The organism is Gorillibacterium massiliense (assembly GCF_000455485.1).
Taxonomy (GTDB): Bacteria; Bacillota; Bacilli; order Paenibacillales; family NBRC-103111; genus Gorillibacterium; species Gorillibacterium massiliense.
The window spans coordinates 1-17,257 of record NZ_CBQR020000043.1 but is presented as its reverse complement, the minus strand read 5'-3'; the positions used below and the strand labels follow the sequence as shown (position 1 = coordinate 17,257).

Below are 17,257 nucleotides of genomic sequence, written 5' to 3'. Positions count from 1 at the left end.
CCCCTCCGTCAAAACCGGCGGCGACTACAGCATCTCCCTGCGTTACGCGAATGCAACGGGAGCGGCGAAGACGGCCAGCATTTTCGTCAACGGCAAATGGATCAAGCAAACGACGCTGGCGAACCAGGCGAACTGGGACACCTGGGCGATGCAGAACGAGACCATCCCGCTGACGGCAGGCAACAACATCGTCACGGTCAAGTATTATAGCGACACTGGCGACACAGGGAACGTGAACTTGGACTACATCACGGTGCCCTTTGCGCCGACGGTGGCCAAATATGAGGCGGAAAGCGCCGATTTGGGCGGCGGTGTAGTCGTCAACAGCAACCACTGGTACTATACCGGCACCGGTTTCGTCGACACGCTTACAGCCTCCGGAGCTTCGGTCAAATACAACGTCGACGCGCCTGCAGCAGGCAACTACCAAGCGGCGCTCCGCTACGCGAACGGAACCTCCGCTACCAAGACGCTGAGCACCTATGTCAATGGGGTCAAAATCGGCCAAACCAGCTTCACGAGCCCCGGCGGCAACTGGAACGTCTGGCAGGACAACGTCCAGACACTGGCGCTGAATGCAGGAGCGAATACCATATCGTTCCAGTACGACGCTGCGGACAGCGGTAACATCAATCTCGACCGGCTGTTGGTTTCCTCAGCAGCTCCAGGCACTCCGACATCAGAACTAAACTTGGTCGACAACCCAGGGTTCGAGCGGGATACGGCTCAATCGTCCAACTGGACGGAATGGCATCCAACCGGCCAGGCGCTGGCCTACGGCGTGGACAGCGGCTCCGGCACTAATCCGCCGGAATCGCCATGGAACGGCGATAAACGCGCCTATTTCTACGCATCGGGCGCGTACCAGCAAAGCATACACCAGACGATCAGCGTTCCCGTGAACAATGCCAACTACAAATTCGAGGCGTGGGTCCTTCTGAAAAACACCACGCCGACAACCGCCCGCGCCGAAATCCAGAGCTACGGCGGATCGGTGATTTACAGCAACATCAGCAATAACGGCGTGTGGAAGTACATCAGCGTAAGCAACATCAACGTCACGACCGGCCAGATCGACATCGGATTCTACGTCGACTCCCCCGGCGGCACGACTCTACAGATTGACGATGTGCGCGTAACGAAGCAGTAAAAGCAAAGAGAGCCGCCCAAGGTTGGGCGGCTCTTGTCGTTTGTGTAACCCCCAGCTCGAGTTGGGGGTTCAGGAATGCTTTTCTCTGATCTGTGAACCGGTCTGTCTAACTTGGACTTCGACTGTACAGGTCTTTTATGGCCTGTATGAATGGCTCCTCCAGGATGGAATACGTGTCACCGACTTTATCCGAGGCAAAGCTGAAACTTAAATTAACACATATTGTATTATCAAAAATTTGGATGTCCCATCCTATGTCCGTCATCTTTTTCAAGATTCCGTAACATTAAAAAGGATCTGGAGCATGCTCCAAATCCTCTACCATACCTATCGATCGTTCTATTCCTGCTATGAAAAAGGATAACTAAACGGTAATCCCCTCTACATATCGCATCGTACGTGCAAAGAGCTGCTCCGCCTCGTTGCGGCTTACGGAATGGCGGATGCATTCGGCAATAAACCCATCCTTAAGCAAGAAAAGATCATCCACTTCCTCGCGATTTAACAAAGCTATAAACTCCTTCAGACACCCTTCCTTTTTCTCCAATAAAAGCACCTTTGCGGAAACGAGAGCAAACATTTGACTTCCTAGACTCATGCAAGTTTCCCGATCAAGCAATTTCGTGCCCATATGGTGTCCCTCCGTAAATAATGATCTTTCACCATCATTATAACACCTTACATAAAGTGTAACTTCAAAAAGAAAGCGATTTCACAAAAGCATCACGAAAGCCCCTGCGCGCTCAATTGACACCGCATAATCGCATCAAACCGGTAAAGCGCAGGGGGGGAGGAGCAAAAGAAGCAGCAAATTCAATCGAATTTTTACTGCTGCTTCTCTTTAGCTTTCACCAACATAACCGACATTTCCGCCCGGGTAATTGAAGCGTTGGGGCGAAAAGTACCATCAGTGTAGCCACTTATAATTCCTTGCTGGTACAGCGAGGAGACGGCAGTATACGACCAGCGTTTCGGCAACATATCGGAAAAAGGCAGGGTGGATTCTCCGGTCGCGAGATGATTGGCGGCCCGATAAAGCATAAGCGACCATTCCTCCCGGGTGACCTTCATTTGCGGTGCAAATGTAGTTGCCGTCGCACCGGTTACGACTCCTGATTTCCAGGCCCATGAAATGGCTTGTTCACCCCAATAATTCGCAGGGATATCGGTAAAAGGCATTTCTCCTTTTGTTAAGGAGAGTCCGTTTCCGGAGTAGGCCTTCATGAGTACGGCAGCGGCTTCTGCCCGAGTTAAAGAACGGTCGGGTTCAAATCGACTGGGAGCCGTTCCGCTGAGCCAACCAGACTGAGCTGCCGATGCGATCCAATTTGCCGCCCAATGGCCTTCGGCATCGGTAAAATACGCACCGTTAAGCCATAATACGGAATAGTCCCAAAGATTTGCGGATTCTTGCCCCAGACTCCAATAGCTTCCCCCGCGCAAACCGTATTTGGAGACTAGCAGTAGTTTTTCTTTCCGGCTCGCCTCATTGTCGTACCAGATTGTATAGGTTCCGGGAGATAAGGTTTTACCATTTACGACCGGATTCGCTCCCGCTGGCACCGTAATTACCGCTTTTGCCGCTTTCCCTTGTACGGTCGTAATGGTGCCGTGGAATTTCTGGATGAGGGACTGGATTGTTTTCTCGGTTAATCCCATCCCCTTGACGGACAGATCCGCCGACCACATTCGTCCATACAGCGGCAGCGCAAGGACGATTTGATTGGCCGGTACACGAGCGAGGGCATATTGTAGCGAGCGTTCAACGAAGCTCACGCTGGCAACGGGGCCGGCATCGGACGACCCTTCATAGGACTCATCGTAAGCCATAATCGTCAAATGATCCGCCCATTTTGCTAAAGCTGCGTAATCGTACGCACCCATATAGGAGGCGGCGTCCGCATCGGGTATCGCGCCTACAGCGATGGAAACTTCTTTTTCGGGAGACAGGGACTGCCGCAGAAGTCGGACAAAATCGGTAAGCCGGTCTTTATCGGAAGGGGGCATGTTTTCCAAATCGACATTGATGCCATCTAAATGATTGGTGGAAATCGCATCGGCAATTTGACGGGCTAAGCTTTCTCGATTGGTCAAGGCAGCTTGAGCCAACGCGCGACTCCATTCATTGTTCAAGTAAGCAACAGTGCGGACATTTCGGGATTTCATGTCGTTTATAAAAGATTGATCCAGTAAGGGGGAGACGATCAACGAACCATCGTTTGATAGCGAAAAAAAGGGCAGCATAATCGTATCCAGCCCGTTTTTGGTCTGATCGACTCCCATTCGGTTTGCCGCGGGAGACATCCAGTTGATATAGGCGGAACTTGTTTTCCCAGCCGCTGAAGCAGGTGCTGAGATTCCTCCAACAAGTATAGATAGTGTTAGAAATGCAGTTAGCCATTGTTTCACAGTTCATATCCCTCCCAATCTATCATACCATCCGTCCGAATGGGCTGTTAGGGGGCTCTCGCTGGCACTGATTCCTGATTATGGATATGAAAAACCAATAAAAGTTCAATAAGAGGGATGGGGTTGGGGAAACCTAATAAACAAACGCGACTTAAATAGCCCTGGAGGTCATTTCAATGAAAAAGCGTTACCTGCCTGTTCTCGTGCTTCTTCTGTTGAGCCTCTTTCTAGGCTGCGGCAATCAATTGCGCAAACCCCTTCATTTGAGCTCTAAGTTTGTAGAGGAAAATCACATGCCTAACGCTTCGGAAGCCGCGGCGCTGCCGGGAGCGCTAAATGGAAATGGTCGACTGAACCTTGCAGGTGTTCCGGGCATAACGCCGACACCGACTGTTTACTCCAACCCCAACCGAGCGAAAAGTGCTTCAAAAAGGATAAAAAGCTATTCAACTGGCGAGGAACAAAACCAATCGTCTTCCGGACATGAGCTTACCCTTGAAGAGTTACGCCGGAAGTATAAGAGCACCCTGTTTTTCAAAGGAAGTCCCCGATGGCGTGCGGTCGCTCTCACCTTCGACGATGCGCCGGATCCTCGGTTTACTCCGCAGATTTTGGATGAACTGCAGCGGAATCATGTAAAAGCCACCTTTTTTCTAGTCGGAAAACGAGCTGAAAAATATCCGACCCTCGTCAGACGGATTGCAGCGAGAGGACATGTCATAGGAAACCACTCCTATACCCATCCCAATTTTAATAAATTGAGCGAGAGTGCTTTTCGCCGGGAAGTGTTGAAGACGAACCGAGTTTTGCAGCCGCTCATCGGGTATGATCCGAAATTGCTTCGCCCGCCTTACGGCAATATTAGGGAAAATGAGTTGGTGTGGTTAGCGAACAATGGATTTAAAGTCATCAACTGGAGCTCCGATTCTCTCGATTGGAAGGGGTTAAAAGCCGACGAAATCATTGCCAATATTATGAAAAACGTTGAGCCTGGCGCCATCATCCTGCAGCATGCCGGCGGAGGCACTGGAGAGGACTTGTCGGAAACCATCAAAGCCATTCCCCGCGTGGTTAAAAAGCTGCGAGATCGAGGTTATGATATCGTCACTGTACCGGAGCTTTTGGACCTTCCCAAGAGCCGCTGACGTTGTATTGGAAGTCTTTCGATAGCCCGGAGACCAACATTTTCCGGTTTCCGGGCTTGTTTATATATGCTACCGTTTTTGGTAAGCGCCGAGACTCTTGGAAGAGTTGTCCTCAAGAGGGAAACTTCTCTTTCACAGTGCGGGGGATTCTCTGAAACCTCATTATCCTAGAGCGAGGTTTCTATGGGGTAAAGCGCATGCGATGCGCCGGGATGTATCCTCATCCCGCACCCGACAACTAACTCCGTAGGCCGATAAAAGGAGGTAGCTTTAGAAATGAACAACAAGACGAACAGAATGGTAAGCGGTTTTAAAAAACGGCATGCGGCAAAAGCCGCCTTGTCTCTTGCCCTTGCGCTAGCGGTAGTCGCACCTACCACCGTTTCAGCAGCATCGGCAACCTCAGCAGGTACGTACACCATCAAAGCGGGCGATACGTTCTGGAAGATCGCAAAAGCGAAAAATCTCGACTTAAATGCAGTGCTGAAATTGAATGCAAACGCCAACCCATTAAATCTGCAAATTGGACAAGTCGTTAAGCTACCGACTACAGCCAACACAGTAAAGATTAGCTCCTTTGCACCCGCTGCAGCTTCCACCACGACTCTGGCTGGAATCGGCAGTTATAAGAAAAAGCTGACTGTATCGGCAACGGCCTACTCATCCGCTCCGGAGGAGAACGGCTGGGGAGCCGTCGACTATTTCGGCAATCCTCTTGCGCTTGGCACAGTGGCTGTTGATCCAAAGGTGATTCCGATGAATTCCAAGCTCTATATTACGGGCTATAATAATCCGGATTTGCCGGCAGGCGGCATGATCGCCTACGCGAAAGATCAAGGTTCAGCTATCAAAGGAAACCGTGTCGATATCTTTATTCCGGGAAGTGCATCCCGAGTATCCAATTTCGGAATTCAAGATATTACCGTTTACGTATTGGAATAGCCTTTTACGTAGGGTACGGATGAAGCGCATGATCGAGCCATTCTCGCAAGATGAGAATGGCTTTTTTCTTTTATCCCATGCTACTATTGGAGAATCATATGAATAAGGATGATTTTCTTGAACGCCGCAACTACCCGCAGCACGCTTTTTTCTTCAACTCGCTTCAACGTATTAATCCTGATTACCGTTTTTACCGGCTTCAGCCAAGGTTTGCTGCTGCCGCTACTCACCATCCTGGTTGACCGTACGGGAGTAGGCTCCGGCATCAATGGATTGAACGCCGCCGCTATGTACGTCGGAACGTTTTCCGCTATGTTTCTTGTAGAAAGGCCTTTTCGCCGGTTCGGCTACAAACCCGTTATCCAGACGGGCTTGCTGATGATATTAATTGGAGTTTTGCTGTTCCCGCTCTGGACCAATCTTTGGTTTTGGGTTGTCTTGCGCATTTTCGTCGGCATTGGCGAAAGTTCGCTGCATTTTTGTACTCAATTATGGATCATGGCCTCTAGCCCCATCGATAAAAGAGGGCGGAGCATTTCCCTATACGGCCTATCTTACGCAGTCGGCTTCAGCATCGGGCCTCTAGGTATCAATTTGCTAAACAAAGGAACGGGTTCGCCCTTCTTGCTCATTGCCGCCTTCGTCCTGGCTTGCGTGCTGCTGCTCGCGAAAGTGAATAATGAACGGCCGGAAGCCTCGGAGCAGCCTGTGGCGAGTGAAGCCGACAACATGGCAGAAGGGACGTCTAAACCGCGGAATCGCTATTTGCGAGCCTACCGCATCGCTTGGTTCGCTTTACTGCCGTCTTTGCTATTCGGCTACATGGAATCGTCACTCAACAGCAACTTTCCCGTTTATGGCCTGAAGCTTGGTTTTTCGGAAAGCTGGATCACCATTCTTTTACCGGCTCTTGGCATCGGAAGCTTGATCCTGCAATTACCCCTCGGAGCTTTAAGCGATAAACTGGGACGTAAACGGGTGCTGATTTTTGCGGGATTGCTTGGCTCACTCGCTTTCTTGGCCATTCCTTCCGCTGGAACGAATCCTTGGCTTGTCCTCGCGTTGCTGGCGTTCGCAGGGGGGATGGTGGGTTCCTTTTTCTCCTTGGGCTTGGCCTATGTAGCGGATCTTGTTCCGGCATCGCTCCTCGCTTCGGCTAACGTCATCGCCTCAATTCAATACAGCGCCGGCTCTATCATTGGACCGAATATCGGCGGCTTCAGTATGCAATATGTCTCCTTAAGCGCCATGTTTTATTTCATGGGGGGTTCCTATCTGCTGTTCTCTCTTTTGGGCATCGGTTTTCGCAAGGAGAAAGAACGCGTGGAACGAAAAGAGACGATATCCGTTATACATGAATGAGGGAACCGAATCGAACGCCGGGAGGGACGGGGAATGGACAGTCGAGAGTTGTTTGCGGAATGGAACGAGAAGATGCAAGCCGTGAAAGAAAAGGAACGAAACCACGAGAAATGGAAAAGCCGGTTTACCCAATTGAACCGAGAGTTGCAGCGAGCGGAGGAAAAACTGGAGAGAACAAGCCGCAGGCTGGAAGCGGAAAATGAAGACGTGGAGAAGCTAAAGAGGCTGTCTCTGTCCAATTTCATTCTGACGCTGATTCACAAAAAAGATGACCGTCTGGAGCAGGAACAGCTGGAGGCCATCGCCGCTAAGGCGGAATACGATGCCGCATACAAAGAGCATGAATCCATCGGGGAAGAGCTAGCCAAGCTTCGAACGGACGAGAATGGAACCGACGACTGGAAAATGGAGTATGATCGGTTGATGATAGCGAAAGAGCAGCTGTTGAAGGAGCACAGCCCTGCCGTGGCCAGCCAATTGGCTGACTTGGCAGAGAATAAAGGAAAGGTGCGCCAGCTGTCCAAAGAGTTGCAGGAGGCAGCCAAAGCCGGACGGACAGTTCTTGCCGATTTGAATTCGGCTATTGAGAGCTTGAGTTCTGCGAAAGATTGGGGAACATACGATATGCTGGGCGGAGGGGCTATCGCCACGTATGCCAAGAGAAGCCGGATCGATGACGCCATGAATAATCTCGCCCATGCCCGGCAAAGTATGAGAGATTTCCAAAAGGAATTGAAGGATGTGCAGCTTCAGCTGACCGTTGATTTGAGCACAGGGGAATACTTGCGGTTTTCCGATTACTTCTTCGACGGCTTTATTACCGACTGGATGGTGCAAAAACGGATCGATAACAACCTGGATCAAATCGAAGGCAACGCTGCGGAAATCAGACGCCTCGTTGGGCAACTGGATGAACAGAAGAACCGCGCCGACAGGGACCTTGAAAGCATGGAGCGGCAAACAACATCCCTGATTGAGAACGCAAATTAATAGAAAAATTGATTCGTTGGAAAGGACGTCACAGCCTTGAAAACTGCCCGTATAGCCATAATCGGATTAGGCAATATCGCTAAAACCCATATCATCGCCCTGAAAGCGATCCCCGTGCTAAAGAAAACGCCGGTATTGCCGGTGCTGGATAGTTTGGTGACGCGTAACCCAGCTTCTAACCGGGATCAAGCTGCAGCTATCGGGTTCAGGCAAACGGTAGGTACGCTATCGGAAGCTTTTGAAGGCGGTAAGCCGGATATCGTCGATGTTTGTACTCCTAATTCCTTGCATCTGGATGCCGTCGCATACAGTGCGAGCCAGGGATCTGCCGTTTATTGCGAGAAGCCGTTAACAGAATCCTATACGAATTCCAAGAAGCTTGTGCTTTCTGCAGAAGGAGCCCCGCTGACCCAAACTGCACTTACATACCGCTATCATCCCGCCGTCATCCGCATCCGGGAAGCTCTACGACTCGGACTGCTGGGCGATGTGCTGCAGTGCCGGATCTCATACCGCCGTTCCGGGTATTTGGACGCGTCTCGACCGGTTAGCTGGCGGCTTCAAGATGCTTTTTCCGGAGGCGGAGCCATATCGGATCTGGGCGTTCATGTCCTTGATCTGTTCCGTCATTTTTTTGGCGAACTTGCCTCCGTCAGCGGACAGACCAACATTTTCGTCAAAAAGCGGCCGGAAACCCAAGGCGGCGAACCGGTGGCGAACATCCGCGTCGACGATTGGGCGCTCATGAACGTGCGAATGGAAAGCGGAGTGTGGGGAGTTGCCGAGGTATCCCGGATTGCTTTGGGGGCGGAAGCCTTCGAAGTCAATATCACCGGCACAAAAGGCGGCTTGACAGTGGACTTGGAAAAAGAGTACGTGCCGCGCCTAACCTTGCTGGACGGTTCATCTCCTGCCATACCGGCGCCCCCGGCCTTGGACTTGCTGCCAGGCGAGAAGGGGACGATGGGGATGGCCGTCGACGTTCACTTCGGCGCTTTGAATCACTTCCTTCATCGCTTGGCAGGCGAGGACCGTTGGCCCGGTCTTGCTCCCGCATTGGCGGATTGTCTGAAAGCGGAAGAGTGGATTGACCGAGTCCTGCAGGAAAACCAATAATCCAAGCTCGAAAGAATGAGAACGCCGCAGAGCATGAGCCCTGCGGTTTTTTGCATCCAAAAGGTTCACTGAAAGGTCAAGAAAAACAAACGCATTCACGGAAGTTTAACCAATGGTTATAGCGAAGACCGTCGGCTTTATGCTAAGATCATATCTTGTTCGAATGTAGAAATGAACGATTCTCACAGCTTTGCGCTTTACTTTGGTAGAGAATTAAAGCGCTGGAACAAGGAAAGGGGCCGCTTCAACAGAATGAACGGTACGCAAGAAACAGGCAAAACTTTTGGATTATGGATTTTAACTGCCCTTGTCTTAGGGAATATGGTGGGCTCCGGGATTTTCATGCTGCCCCGCACCTTGGCGGAGACGGCCGGTCCCTTTGGCGTAATCGCCGCGTGGCTGGTCACCGGCGCCGGAGTGCTGGCATTGGCTCTCACCTTCGGCAGTCTGGCGCTGCGCAAGCCGGAATTGAACGGCGGTCCACAACTATACGCGCAGGCCCTGTTCGGAATGAAAGGGGAAGGCGGCCGGTTTGCCGGCTATTTAGCATCCTGGGGCTACTGGGTCGCCAATTGGGCGGGAAACGTTTCTCTGATCATTACCTTCACCAGCTATTTGTCCGTCTTTTTTCCTATGATGAACAACGGGGAAACCCTGTTCTCGGTAGGCGCCTTCACCGTCAAGACGGGCAACGCCATCACGTTCTGCATTTCCAGTCTTCTGCTTTGGCTGATGTACGCCTTGATCTCCCAAGGGGTAGAAGGAGCGGGCCGGCTAAACTTTTGGGCAACCGCGGCCAAGGTAGGCGGCTTCGTCCTGCTGCTTATAGCCGGGTTGGCGCTGTTCGACGCAAACCACATGCTGCCGCTATTACAAGAACGGACTGTAGACGGCAAATCCCTATCATTGGGCAGCCAAATCAATCACGGGGCTATCAATACGCTTTGGGCATTTATCGGCGTGGAATCCGCCGTCGTTTTTTCCTCCCGGGCTCGCAGGAAAGAAGATGTGAAAAAGGCAACGATGCTTGGACTTTTCATCGCGTTGGTCATCTATTTAGGCATCACATTATTGGTTATGGGAGCTCTTCCCCAAGACAAGCTGATGGCGTCCGCGAGCCCTTTGGCGGAAGTGCTGGGTGTATTCGTCGGTACCGCTGGAGAATACGTCATGGCCGGACTCGGCCTGCTGGCCATGATCGGTTCGATGCTGGGCTGGATTCTGCTGAGCGCGGAAGTTCCGTATCAATCCGGTAAAATGGGGCTTTTTCCGCCCGTGATGAAGCGGGTTAACGGCAATGGCGTGCCTATAACCGGGTTGGTTCTCACTTGTGTCATGATGCAGGTGCTGCTAGTTTCCCTATTGTCCAAAACTATCGGGGAAGGGTTCGATTTCATCATTCTGATCGCCACCCTGGCGTTTCTCATCCCTTATCTTTTTTCCTCGCTGTTTCTGGTGAAAATGGTGCTGAGCGGCGATGGGTATTCCGGCCGGAGCGACCGGCTTACGGATGGTATCGTCGGAATGCTGGCCTTTCTTTACTCCCTTTGGATGGTCAAAGCGGGTACAGCGGACATGAAAACCTTTTTGCTGGGAATGGCGTTTATCTTCTCCGGCGTGCTGTTTTATCCCTTCGTGCGAAAAAGCTTGAAGCGGAATTGATCCGGGGAATCGAACGCAGCACCGTTTGTGTAAGACTATTTGCATTACGCTGGAATTTGCAGGACAATGGATAGGTAACCAATGTTCAATTATCTACCGATGAAAAGAGGAATCTGTCATGCATGATCCCCGATTTACTCGGCTGGCCGATGTGCTGGTCAACTTTTCCACCCGATTGCAACCCGGCGAAAATGTTCTGATTGAAGCCACCGGCATCGATTCGGCGCTGGTCAAGGAACTGGTGAAAAAAGCGCGGGAGGCGGGCGCTAACCCCTTCGTTAATCTGAGAGATCCGGCCATTACCCGTCAGTTGCTGATGAATGCAAGCGAAGATCAGCTCAAGGTATGGTCCGACTACGATAATTATCAAATGGGTAAAATGCAGGCTTATATCAGCGTCCGCGGCGGCAGCAACATCACGGAACTGTCCGACGTACCCGACGACAAGATGAAGCTGTATTCGTCCTTGTACACCCATCCCGTGCATTTCGAAACCCGCATCAAGAAAACGAAATGGGTCGTGCTCCGGTATCCGACGGCTTCTATGGCGCAGTTGGCGGGCATGAGCACAGAAGCCTTCGAAGACTTTTACTTCGACGTCTGCACTCTTGATTATAGCAAAATGTCCCAGGCCATGGACGCCCTCAAAGAACTGATGGACAAAACCGACAAAGTGCGGATTACCGGCCCCGGTACGGATCTTGAATTTTCCATCAAAGGCATCGGTTCCATCAAATGCGCCGGCGAGATGAACATCCCGGACGGAGAGGTCTACTCCGCGCCTGTGCGGGAGTCCATCAACGGCACCTTGAGCTATAACGCTCCGTCGCCTTATGACGGCTATACTTTTGAAAATGTGAAGCTGGTGTTTAAGGATGGCAAAATCGTCGAAGCGACGGCTAACGACACCGAGCGGATCAACAAGATTTTCGATACGGACCCAGGCGCCCGTTATGTCGGCGAATTCGCCATCGGTGTGAATCCGTTTATCCGTGAGCCGATGAAGGACATTCTCTTCGACGAGAAGATCGACGGCAGCTTTCACTTTACACCAGGGCAATGCTATGACGATGCCTATAACGGCAACCAATCTTCGATTCACTGGGATTTGGTTTGCATTCAACGTCCGGAATACGGAGGAGGAGAGATCTGGTTCGACGGCAAGCTGATCCGCAAAGACGGCAGATTCGTCATCCCCGAGCTGGAACCTCTGAACCCGGAAAACTTAAAATAATGAATGCAAAAAGACCCGCGGCAGATTGATCTGCTGCGGGTCTTCATTTTGTTGGATGGGAAGGAGGCGAAGCATTCCTTCTTCTACGCTTGCAGCTTCATCATCACTTTTTCTTCCACAATATCGCCGTCGATAAAATGCTCCTGCACGATTTGCGGCACATCTTCCGGGGTCAGCGCATAATACCAGACCCCTTCGGGATAGACAAGGACAAATACACCGTTTCCGCATAAACCGAGGCAGCTGGTTTTATTGAGCTTCACCTCTTTATGCAAACCGTGTTTGACAAGCTCTTCCTTGAACGCCTCCATGACCCCTTCTGCGTCCTGATTGTTGCAATGGGTGCTGCAGCAAAAAAATAAGTGGCGCTTCAGCGTTTTTAACCGCATGTTCATCTCATGATTCTCTCCTTTGTGTTATTTTTTATGTCATGATGTGGAAATGTCATCCAGTTTATCTTCAGTTTAATGAATTAGAATGAAGGATTATGTACATCCAATCTCACTTTGCGGAATAATTGTGGATTTTGTGTTAAATATGATGACATATGTTCCGCTGCAGAAGAAACGAATAGAAAGTGCCGCGCTACGGTTTCCGTTGTATAATCAAACTAACGTATACCGGAAACGGGGGTTATGGGAATGAACAAACCGTTATTCGAACCTTCGGTTATCACAAATGAGCAGTTTAACCTGATGAATATCCCGGAACGCGAAATCATCTATACAACGCCCGGAGGCAAGCAAGTCGTACGATTCGCTCTCGGGACTGGAGAGAAAAAGCGGAGCTATATCTACAAACCCCTTACCAATCTGGAGCTTGCCGGACGGGAAGATTGGGTTTATCGCCATCTGCTGCCGCACCTGCAGCTGCGTTATCCCCGCATGCTGGCCCAATCCGCTGAGCGTGACCCCGAAAGCCGTTGGGCAATATTCGAGGATGTGGGAGAGCAATCCCATCATCACCCGACGGATATCCTTATCCAGGCAGCGGAGGATATTCAGCAGCTGCACCGGATTCCTGTCACCATGCTGAACCAAAGCTTCTCCGCCCAAAAGCCTTCTCTCTCAGAAGTGGCAGATCAAGTGATCGTCCATAACGACCGCCTTGCTGCTCTACTGGTTCAGCTTGGAATGCCCTCAGCCGTTGTCGATGGCCTAACCCGGTTGATGAATGCAGGACTGTCGGATTTTGCGGACGAAACCGTCATCTGCCATGGCGATTTGCATCTTGGGAACATTGGGGAGTTTAACGGGCAAGCGGTCATCCTGGATTGGGAGCATGTCCACGCGAACTCCGTATATTGGGATTTGTTCAATCTGTTGGATATGACCCATCCGGATTTTCGGCGTCAGACGGCTCCGGAAACACGCGCCTCCGTTTTGGAAGCCTATTTGACGGTGCGCCGGAAGGAGGAGGGCTGGAGCGGCAGTTCCCGCGATTTTATCCGCCATTACTACTTATTTGCCGCTCTCTATTCGGCTTGGATGCTGCTCTTGATCGACAGCGACTTGACCGCCGGCCGCTGGAATCGGGAAGGGCTTCTGGCCCAGCAGGAAGAGACTTTCTCCGCCCTCGAAAGCTGCGCATATCCGCTGTTGGATCATAATTATTGAATCCATCGAACGATAATGGTTGCAATTTCCTTGATCTTGGTGTACTTTTAGTTTCGAACCGAATACAACCGGGTGCTCGATGAAGTCGGGCTGAGATTGCGACCGTATGCCGCTGACCGGAATATCTGATCTGGGTAATGCCAGCGTAGAGAATAGCGTCCGACGCCTGCCGTCCGGTTATTCCGGACGGTTTTTTATTTTTCCGCGATCAGGACGCGCTTTTCGAAAAGATTGGCATGGCGCTTCCGGATGGAATGCGCTGTTTTTTTATGTAACCAGAGAAGATATAAAAAACGGAAACCGAGGGGAGAGATTTGATCATGAAAAAAGGTAGAAAAGCGGCAGTTAGTGGGCTGTTGGTGCTGTCTTTGGCACTTGCTGCAGGCTGTGGAAACGGAAAAACGGCGGATAAGGCGGAGCAGGGGGGAAAGAAGCTCACCGATATCAAGGTCGTACTGGACTGGACGCCGAACACGAACCATACCGGCTTGTATGTGGCGAAGGAAAAGGGCTATTATGAGCAGGAAGGTTTGAACGTGCAAATCATTGAACCTGGAGCCGGCGGAGCGGACCAGATGGTGGCTTCGGGGGAAGTTCCTTTCGGCGTGAGCTATCAGGAAGGTCTGACCTACGCTCGAACCCAAGGGGTGCCCTTGGTGGCGCTGGCCGCAGTCATCCAGCATAACACTTCGGGGCTTGCTTCTCCGGTAGCGAAAAATATCAAGTCGCCGAAAGATTTTGAAGGTAAAATCTACGGCGGTTACGGCGGTCCCTCGGAGGAAGCGGTCGTTCGCTCCTTGACGGAATTAGACGGCGGCGATCCCGACAAGGTAAAGATCGTCAACATCGGCGAAGCCGATTATTTTACGGCGGTGAAAAAGGATGTCGATTTCTCCTGGATCTACTATGCATGGACCGGGGTGGAAGCCGAGTTGAGAAACGAACCGCTCAACATGATTTACATCAACCAGTTCTCGGACAAACTGGATTACTATACGCCGCTGATCGTTACCAATGAAAAGATGATCGCGAACCAGCCTGATATCGTCAAAGCATTTATGGCCGGGACTTCCAAAGGGTACGAATATTCGATCGACCATCCGGATGAAGCGGCGGATATTCTCATCAAAGCTGCACCTGATTTAGATGCAGCTTTGGTTAAGGCAAGCCAGAAGTGGCTCAGCCCTCGGTATAAGGACGACGCTGCCCAGTGGGGCTTAATGAAGCAAGAAGTGTTCGAGGGTTACACCGACTGGATGATGGAACACAAGCTTCTGGAGACCAAACCGGATATGTCCAAAGCCTTTACCGATAAATTCCTGCCGGGTCAGGAATAAGAAGGGACAGATGAGCATGACCAATCCAAAAGAAATGGCAAACACGCTGCTCTCCATTCAAATCATTCCGAAAACGCCGAAGGGTGAAGACGTTATCCCCTACGTGGATCGTGCTATTGAGGTCATTCAGCAAGCGGGCGTAAAATACCGGGTAGGTCCTTTGGAAACGACGATGGAAGGGGAAATGAGCCAGCTTCTTGCGATCGTGCAAAAGATGAATGAAGCAATGTTGGAAATCGGCAGCCCCAATGTCATCTCCGAGGTGAAAATCTACTATAACCCTGACGGAGCTTCCATGGATAAACTGACGGAGAAATACGACTAAGGATTGATGTCCGTATGAAAATTGACAGGTTATGGCGCGCCGCCCTTCCTCCAACCCTTGTGCTGGTGCTGTTTCTTTTGCTGTGGGAAGGTGCCGCCGCCGTCTTTCATATCCCGAAATGGCAGTTGCCGGCTCCGACGGATATTTTCCGCGAAGGCTGGAACGGGTTTGGCCGCATCGGACCCCACACGCTGTCCACCTTGAAGATCACGCTATTGGGCTTTATCGTCGGGTCGCTGACGGGTGTCGTCATCGCTGTCGCCCTTCACTTGATACCCGGAGTTCGGCAAGGATTTTATCCGCTCCTTATCCTTTCGCAAAATATTCCCTTGGTGGCGCTGGCGCCGCTGCTCATGATCTGGTTCGGACTCGGGCTTTTGCCGAAGCTGATTCTGATCACGCTGGTTTGTTTTTTTCCTGTCGCGGTGGCGCTCTTGGACGGCTTTTCCCAGACTGATGCGGCCATGATGGATTATATGCGGATGATCGGAGCTTCCCGAAGTCAAATTTTCCGCAAACTGGAGCTCCCCCACGCGGTGCCGTTTCTCTTCTCGGGCTTGAAAATCTCAGCCACTTACAGCGTCATGGGCGCAGTCGTCGCGGAATGGCTGGGTGCCGAGAAAGGCATCGGCGTTTACATGCTCAATGCGCGTTCGTCTTACCGGGCCGACCGGGTATTCGTGGCCATGTTCGTTATCGTCGTTATCAGTCTTCTTTTGTTTGGTCTGATCTCCTTAATCGAAAAACGAACAGTGCGCTGGAAGCCTAAACGCGAACGGCAGACGAGGCGGTAAATCATTTAAAGATTTGTAGCAATAGGGAGGGAAGGTTGTGCAGATCATTCGGCAAGAATCCCATCAGTCGGACGTTATCGATTCCGCTTCTCAGGGCAGCCCACATCTCGAATTAAAGGATATCTCCGTTACCTTCCGAGATCGCGGAAAACCTGAACCGGTATTAGCCAACATTTCCTTACGAGTGGAGCAGGGTGAATTCGTTTCTCTAGTTGGCCCTTCGGGCGGTGGAAAAAGCACTTTATTCCACGTGATCGGCGGGTTGGTGGCCCCATCATCCGGAAGCGTTTGGCTCGAGGGCGGGGAGGTCACGGGGCAAAAAGGGTTGATCAGCTATATGCCGCAAAACCATGCCCTGCTGCCTTGGCGTACCATCGAAGACAACTCGATTCTAGCCATGGAAATCGCCGGCGCCTCAAAACAGTCCGCCCGGCAGACGGCGCGGGAATGGCTCGCCCGGGTCGGTTTGGAAGGCTATGAAAAGGCATATCCCCACATGCTGTCCGGCGGAATGAAGCAGCGCGCTTCCTTTTTACGGGCGCTGCTCAGCCCCAGGTCGTTCATGTGTCTGGACGAGCCTTTCGGTGCTCTGGACGAGTTGACCCGGCTGGACATGCAGCGCTGGCTTCTGCGCATATGGGAAGCCAATAAACGTTCGGTACTGTTCATCACTCACAGCATCGAGGAAGCCGTTTTACTATCCGACCGGATCTATGTGCTTACTGGCCGTCCGGCTGGCGTCACCAAGGAAGTGACCGTGCCCTTTCCCAGGCCTCGAGGGGATGAGGTTGTCGCCGATCCGGCTTTCGTCGCTCTCCGCCAGGAGATATACGAATGGATGCGGCGAGGCTAATAAGCAAACCTTTAATAAGCGTAAACCGGGTTCCGGTTTGCGCTTTTTTGTGTAGAATCCGTGGCAATGTCCGGTTCTGCCGTCTGATCCGAGCTTCCAGTATTGTAAGCATTATTCGGAAAACCGTATAATAGAGCTATCCAGAGATAGATGACTAACTGTCATTCATTTGCATTCCGTTAACAGGAGGATTTGCGCCGCATTATGAATAAGATCAAAATTTTTACAGATAGCACAAGCGATCTGGCCCCTTCGTCAGCTGGAGGCGCTATGGTAGTTGTAAGTTAATTACCGCCTCTATGTCACCTTTCGTACGCTGAAT

The 17,257-nt window shown here is 51.4% G+C and carries 16 protein-coding genes and 1 riboswitch; of the genes, 13 read left to right on the top strand and 3 right to left on the bottom strand.

What is annotated here, in order from left to right; translation table 11 throughout:
- The coding region (locus tag TJ79_RS05015) for a CBM35 domain-containing protein (RefSeq protein ID WP_040949198.1) at positions 1-1,150 on the top strand (1,150 nt) is incomplete at its 5' end.
- Positions 1,151-1,514: 364 nt separating this feature from the next.
- On the opposite strand, the gene TJ79_RS05010 is transcribed toward TJ79_RS05015, so the two are convergent.
- Together TJ79_RS05010 and TJ79_RS05005 are read right to left on the bottom strand one after the other, a co-directional pair.
- Complete coding sequence (locus tag TJ79_RS05010) at positions 1,515-1,781, bottom strand: hypothetical protein (RefSeq protein WP_040949197.1); 267 nt, start codon at positions 1,779-1,781, stop codon at positions 1,515-1,517.
- Between the two features lie 194 nt (positions 1,782-1,975).
- Positions 1,976-3,433 carry an S-layer homology domain-containing protein gene (locus TJ79_RS05005; RefSeq protein ID WP_052339287.1) on the bottom strand — a complete coding sequence of 486 codons (1,458 nt, stop codon included), beginning with the start codon at positions 3,431-3,433 and terminating at the stop codon, positions 1,976-1,978.
- A 302-nt stretch (positions 3,434-3,735) separates the two neighbouring features.
- Here TJ79_RS05005 and TJ79_RS05000 point away from each other — a divergent pair, with 302 nt between their 5' ends.
- From TJ79_RS05000 to TJ79_RS04970, 7 genes are all read left to right on the top strand, one after another.
- Positions 3,736-4,704: a polysaccharide deacetylase family protein gene (locus TJ79_RS05000; protein ID WP_238322801.1), complete on the top strand. Its 969-nt coding sequence runs from the start codon at positions 3,736-3,738 to the stop codon at positions 4,702-4,704.
- 76 nt (positions 4,705-4,780) lie between these two features.
- A riboswitch (cyclic di-AMP (ydaO/yuaA leader) is annotated at positions 4,781-4,973 on the top strand.
- Between the two features lie 7 nt (positions 4,974-4,980).
- Positions 4,981-5,646 carry a 3D domain-containing protein gene (locus TJ79_RS04995; protein ID WP_238322799.1) on the top strand — a complete coding sequence of 222 codons (666 nt, stop codon included), beginning with the start codon at positions 4,981-4,983 and terminating at the stop codon, positions 5,644-5,646.
- A gap of 108 nt (positions 5,647-5,754) precedes the next feature.
- Positions 5,755-7,008 (top strand): MFS transporter, encoded by a 1,254-nt coding sequence (locus tag TJ79_RS04990; RefSeq protein ID WP_040949196.1) that lies wholly within the window; start codon positions 5,755-5,757, stop codon positions 7,006-7,008.
- A gap of 33 nt (positions 7,009-7,041) precedes the next feature.
- Entirely contained in the window at positions 7,042-7,998 is a 957-nt protein-coding gene (locus TJ79_RS04985) for a hypothetical protein (RefSeq protein WP_052339286.1), read from the top strand.
- A gap of 36 nt (positions 7,999-8,034) precedes the next feature.
- A complete protein-coding gene (locus TJ79_RS04980) occupies positions 8,035-9,114 on the top strand; it encodes a Gfo/Idh/MocA family protein (RefSeq protein ID WP_040949195.1) in 1,080 nt (359 codons plus the stop codon).
- Between the two features lie 252 nt (positions 9,115-9,366).
- Positions 9,367-10,776, top strand: a complete 1,410-nt coding sequence (locus TJ79_RS04975; protein WP_040949194.1) for an amino acid permease — start codon at positions 9,367-9,369, stop codon at positions 10,774-10,776.
- Positions 10,777-10,894: 118 nt separating this feature from the next.
- Positions 10,895-12,010 carry an aminopeptidase gene (locus TJ79_RS04970; protein ID WP_040949193.1) on the top strand — a complete coding sequence of 372 codons (1,116 nt, stop codon included), beginning with the start codon at positions 10,895-10,897 and terminating at the stop codon, positions 12,008-12,010.
- Between the two features lie 83 nt (positions 12,011-12,093).
- On the opposite strand, the gene TJ79_RS04965 is transcribed toward TJ79_RS04970, so the two are convergent.
- Complete coding sequence (locus TJ79_RS04965) at positions 12,094-12,405, bottom strand: (2Fe-2S) ferredoxin domain-containing protein (protein WP_052339285.1); 312 nt, start codon at positions 12,403-12,405, stop codon at positions 12,094-12,096.
- A gap of 246 nt (positions 12,406-12,651) precedes the next feature.
- Between TJ79_RS04965 and TJ79_RS04960 the strand changes: the two genes are divergently transcribed.
- The 5 genes from TJ79_RS04960 to TJ79_RS04935 all read left to right on the top strand — a co-directional run bounded on the left by TJ79_RS04960 (position 12,652) and on the right by TJ79_RS04935 (position 16,935).
- Positions 12,652-13,626 carry a phosphotransferase family protein gene (locus TJ79_RS04960; RefSeq protein ID WP_040949192.1) on the top strand — a complete coding sequence of 325 codons (975 nt, stop codon included), beginning with the start codon at positions 12,652-12,654 and terminating at the stop codon, positions 13,624-13,626.
- A 320-nt stretch (positions 13,627-13,946) separates the two neighbouring features.
- Positions 13,947-14,963, top strand: coding sequence for an ABC transporter substrate-binding protein (locus TJ79_RS04950; protein WP_040949190.1), 1,017 nt, complete (start codon positions 13,947-13,949; stop codon positions 14,961-14,963).
- 34 nt (positions 14,964-14,997) lie between these two features.
- Positions 14,998-15,288 (top strand): thiamine-binding protein, encoded by a 291-nt coding sequence (locus tag TJ79_RS04945; protein ID WP_040949200.1) that lies wholly within the window; start codon positions 14,998-15,000, stop codon positions 15,286-15,288.
- 14 nt (positions 15,289-15,302) lie between these two features.
- A complete protein-coding gene (locus TJ79_RS04940; protein ID WP_040949189.1) occupies positions 15,303-16,082 on the top strand; it encodes an ABC transporter permease in 780 nt (259 codons plus the stop codon).
- Between the two features lie 46 nt (positions 16,083-16,128).
- Complete coding sequence (locus tag TJ79_RS04935) at positions 16,129-16,935, top strand: ABC transporter ATP-binding protein (protein ID WP_081756712.1); 807 nt, start codon at positions 16,129-16,131, stop codon at positions 16,933-16,935.
- Positions 16,936-17,257: the final 322 nt, after the last annotated feature.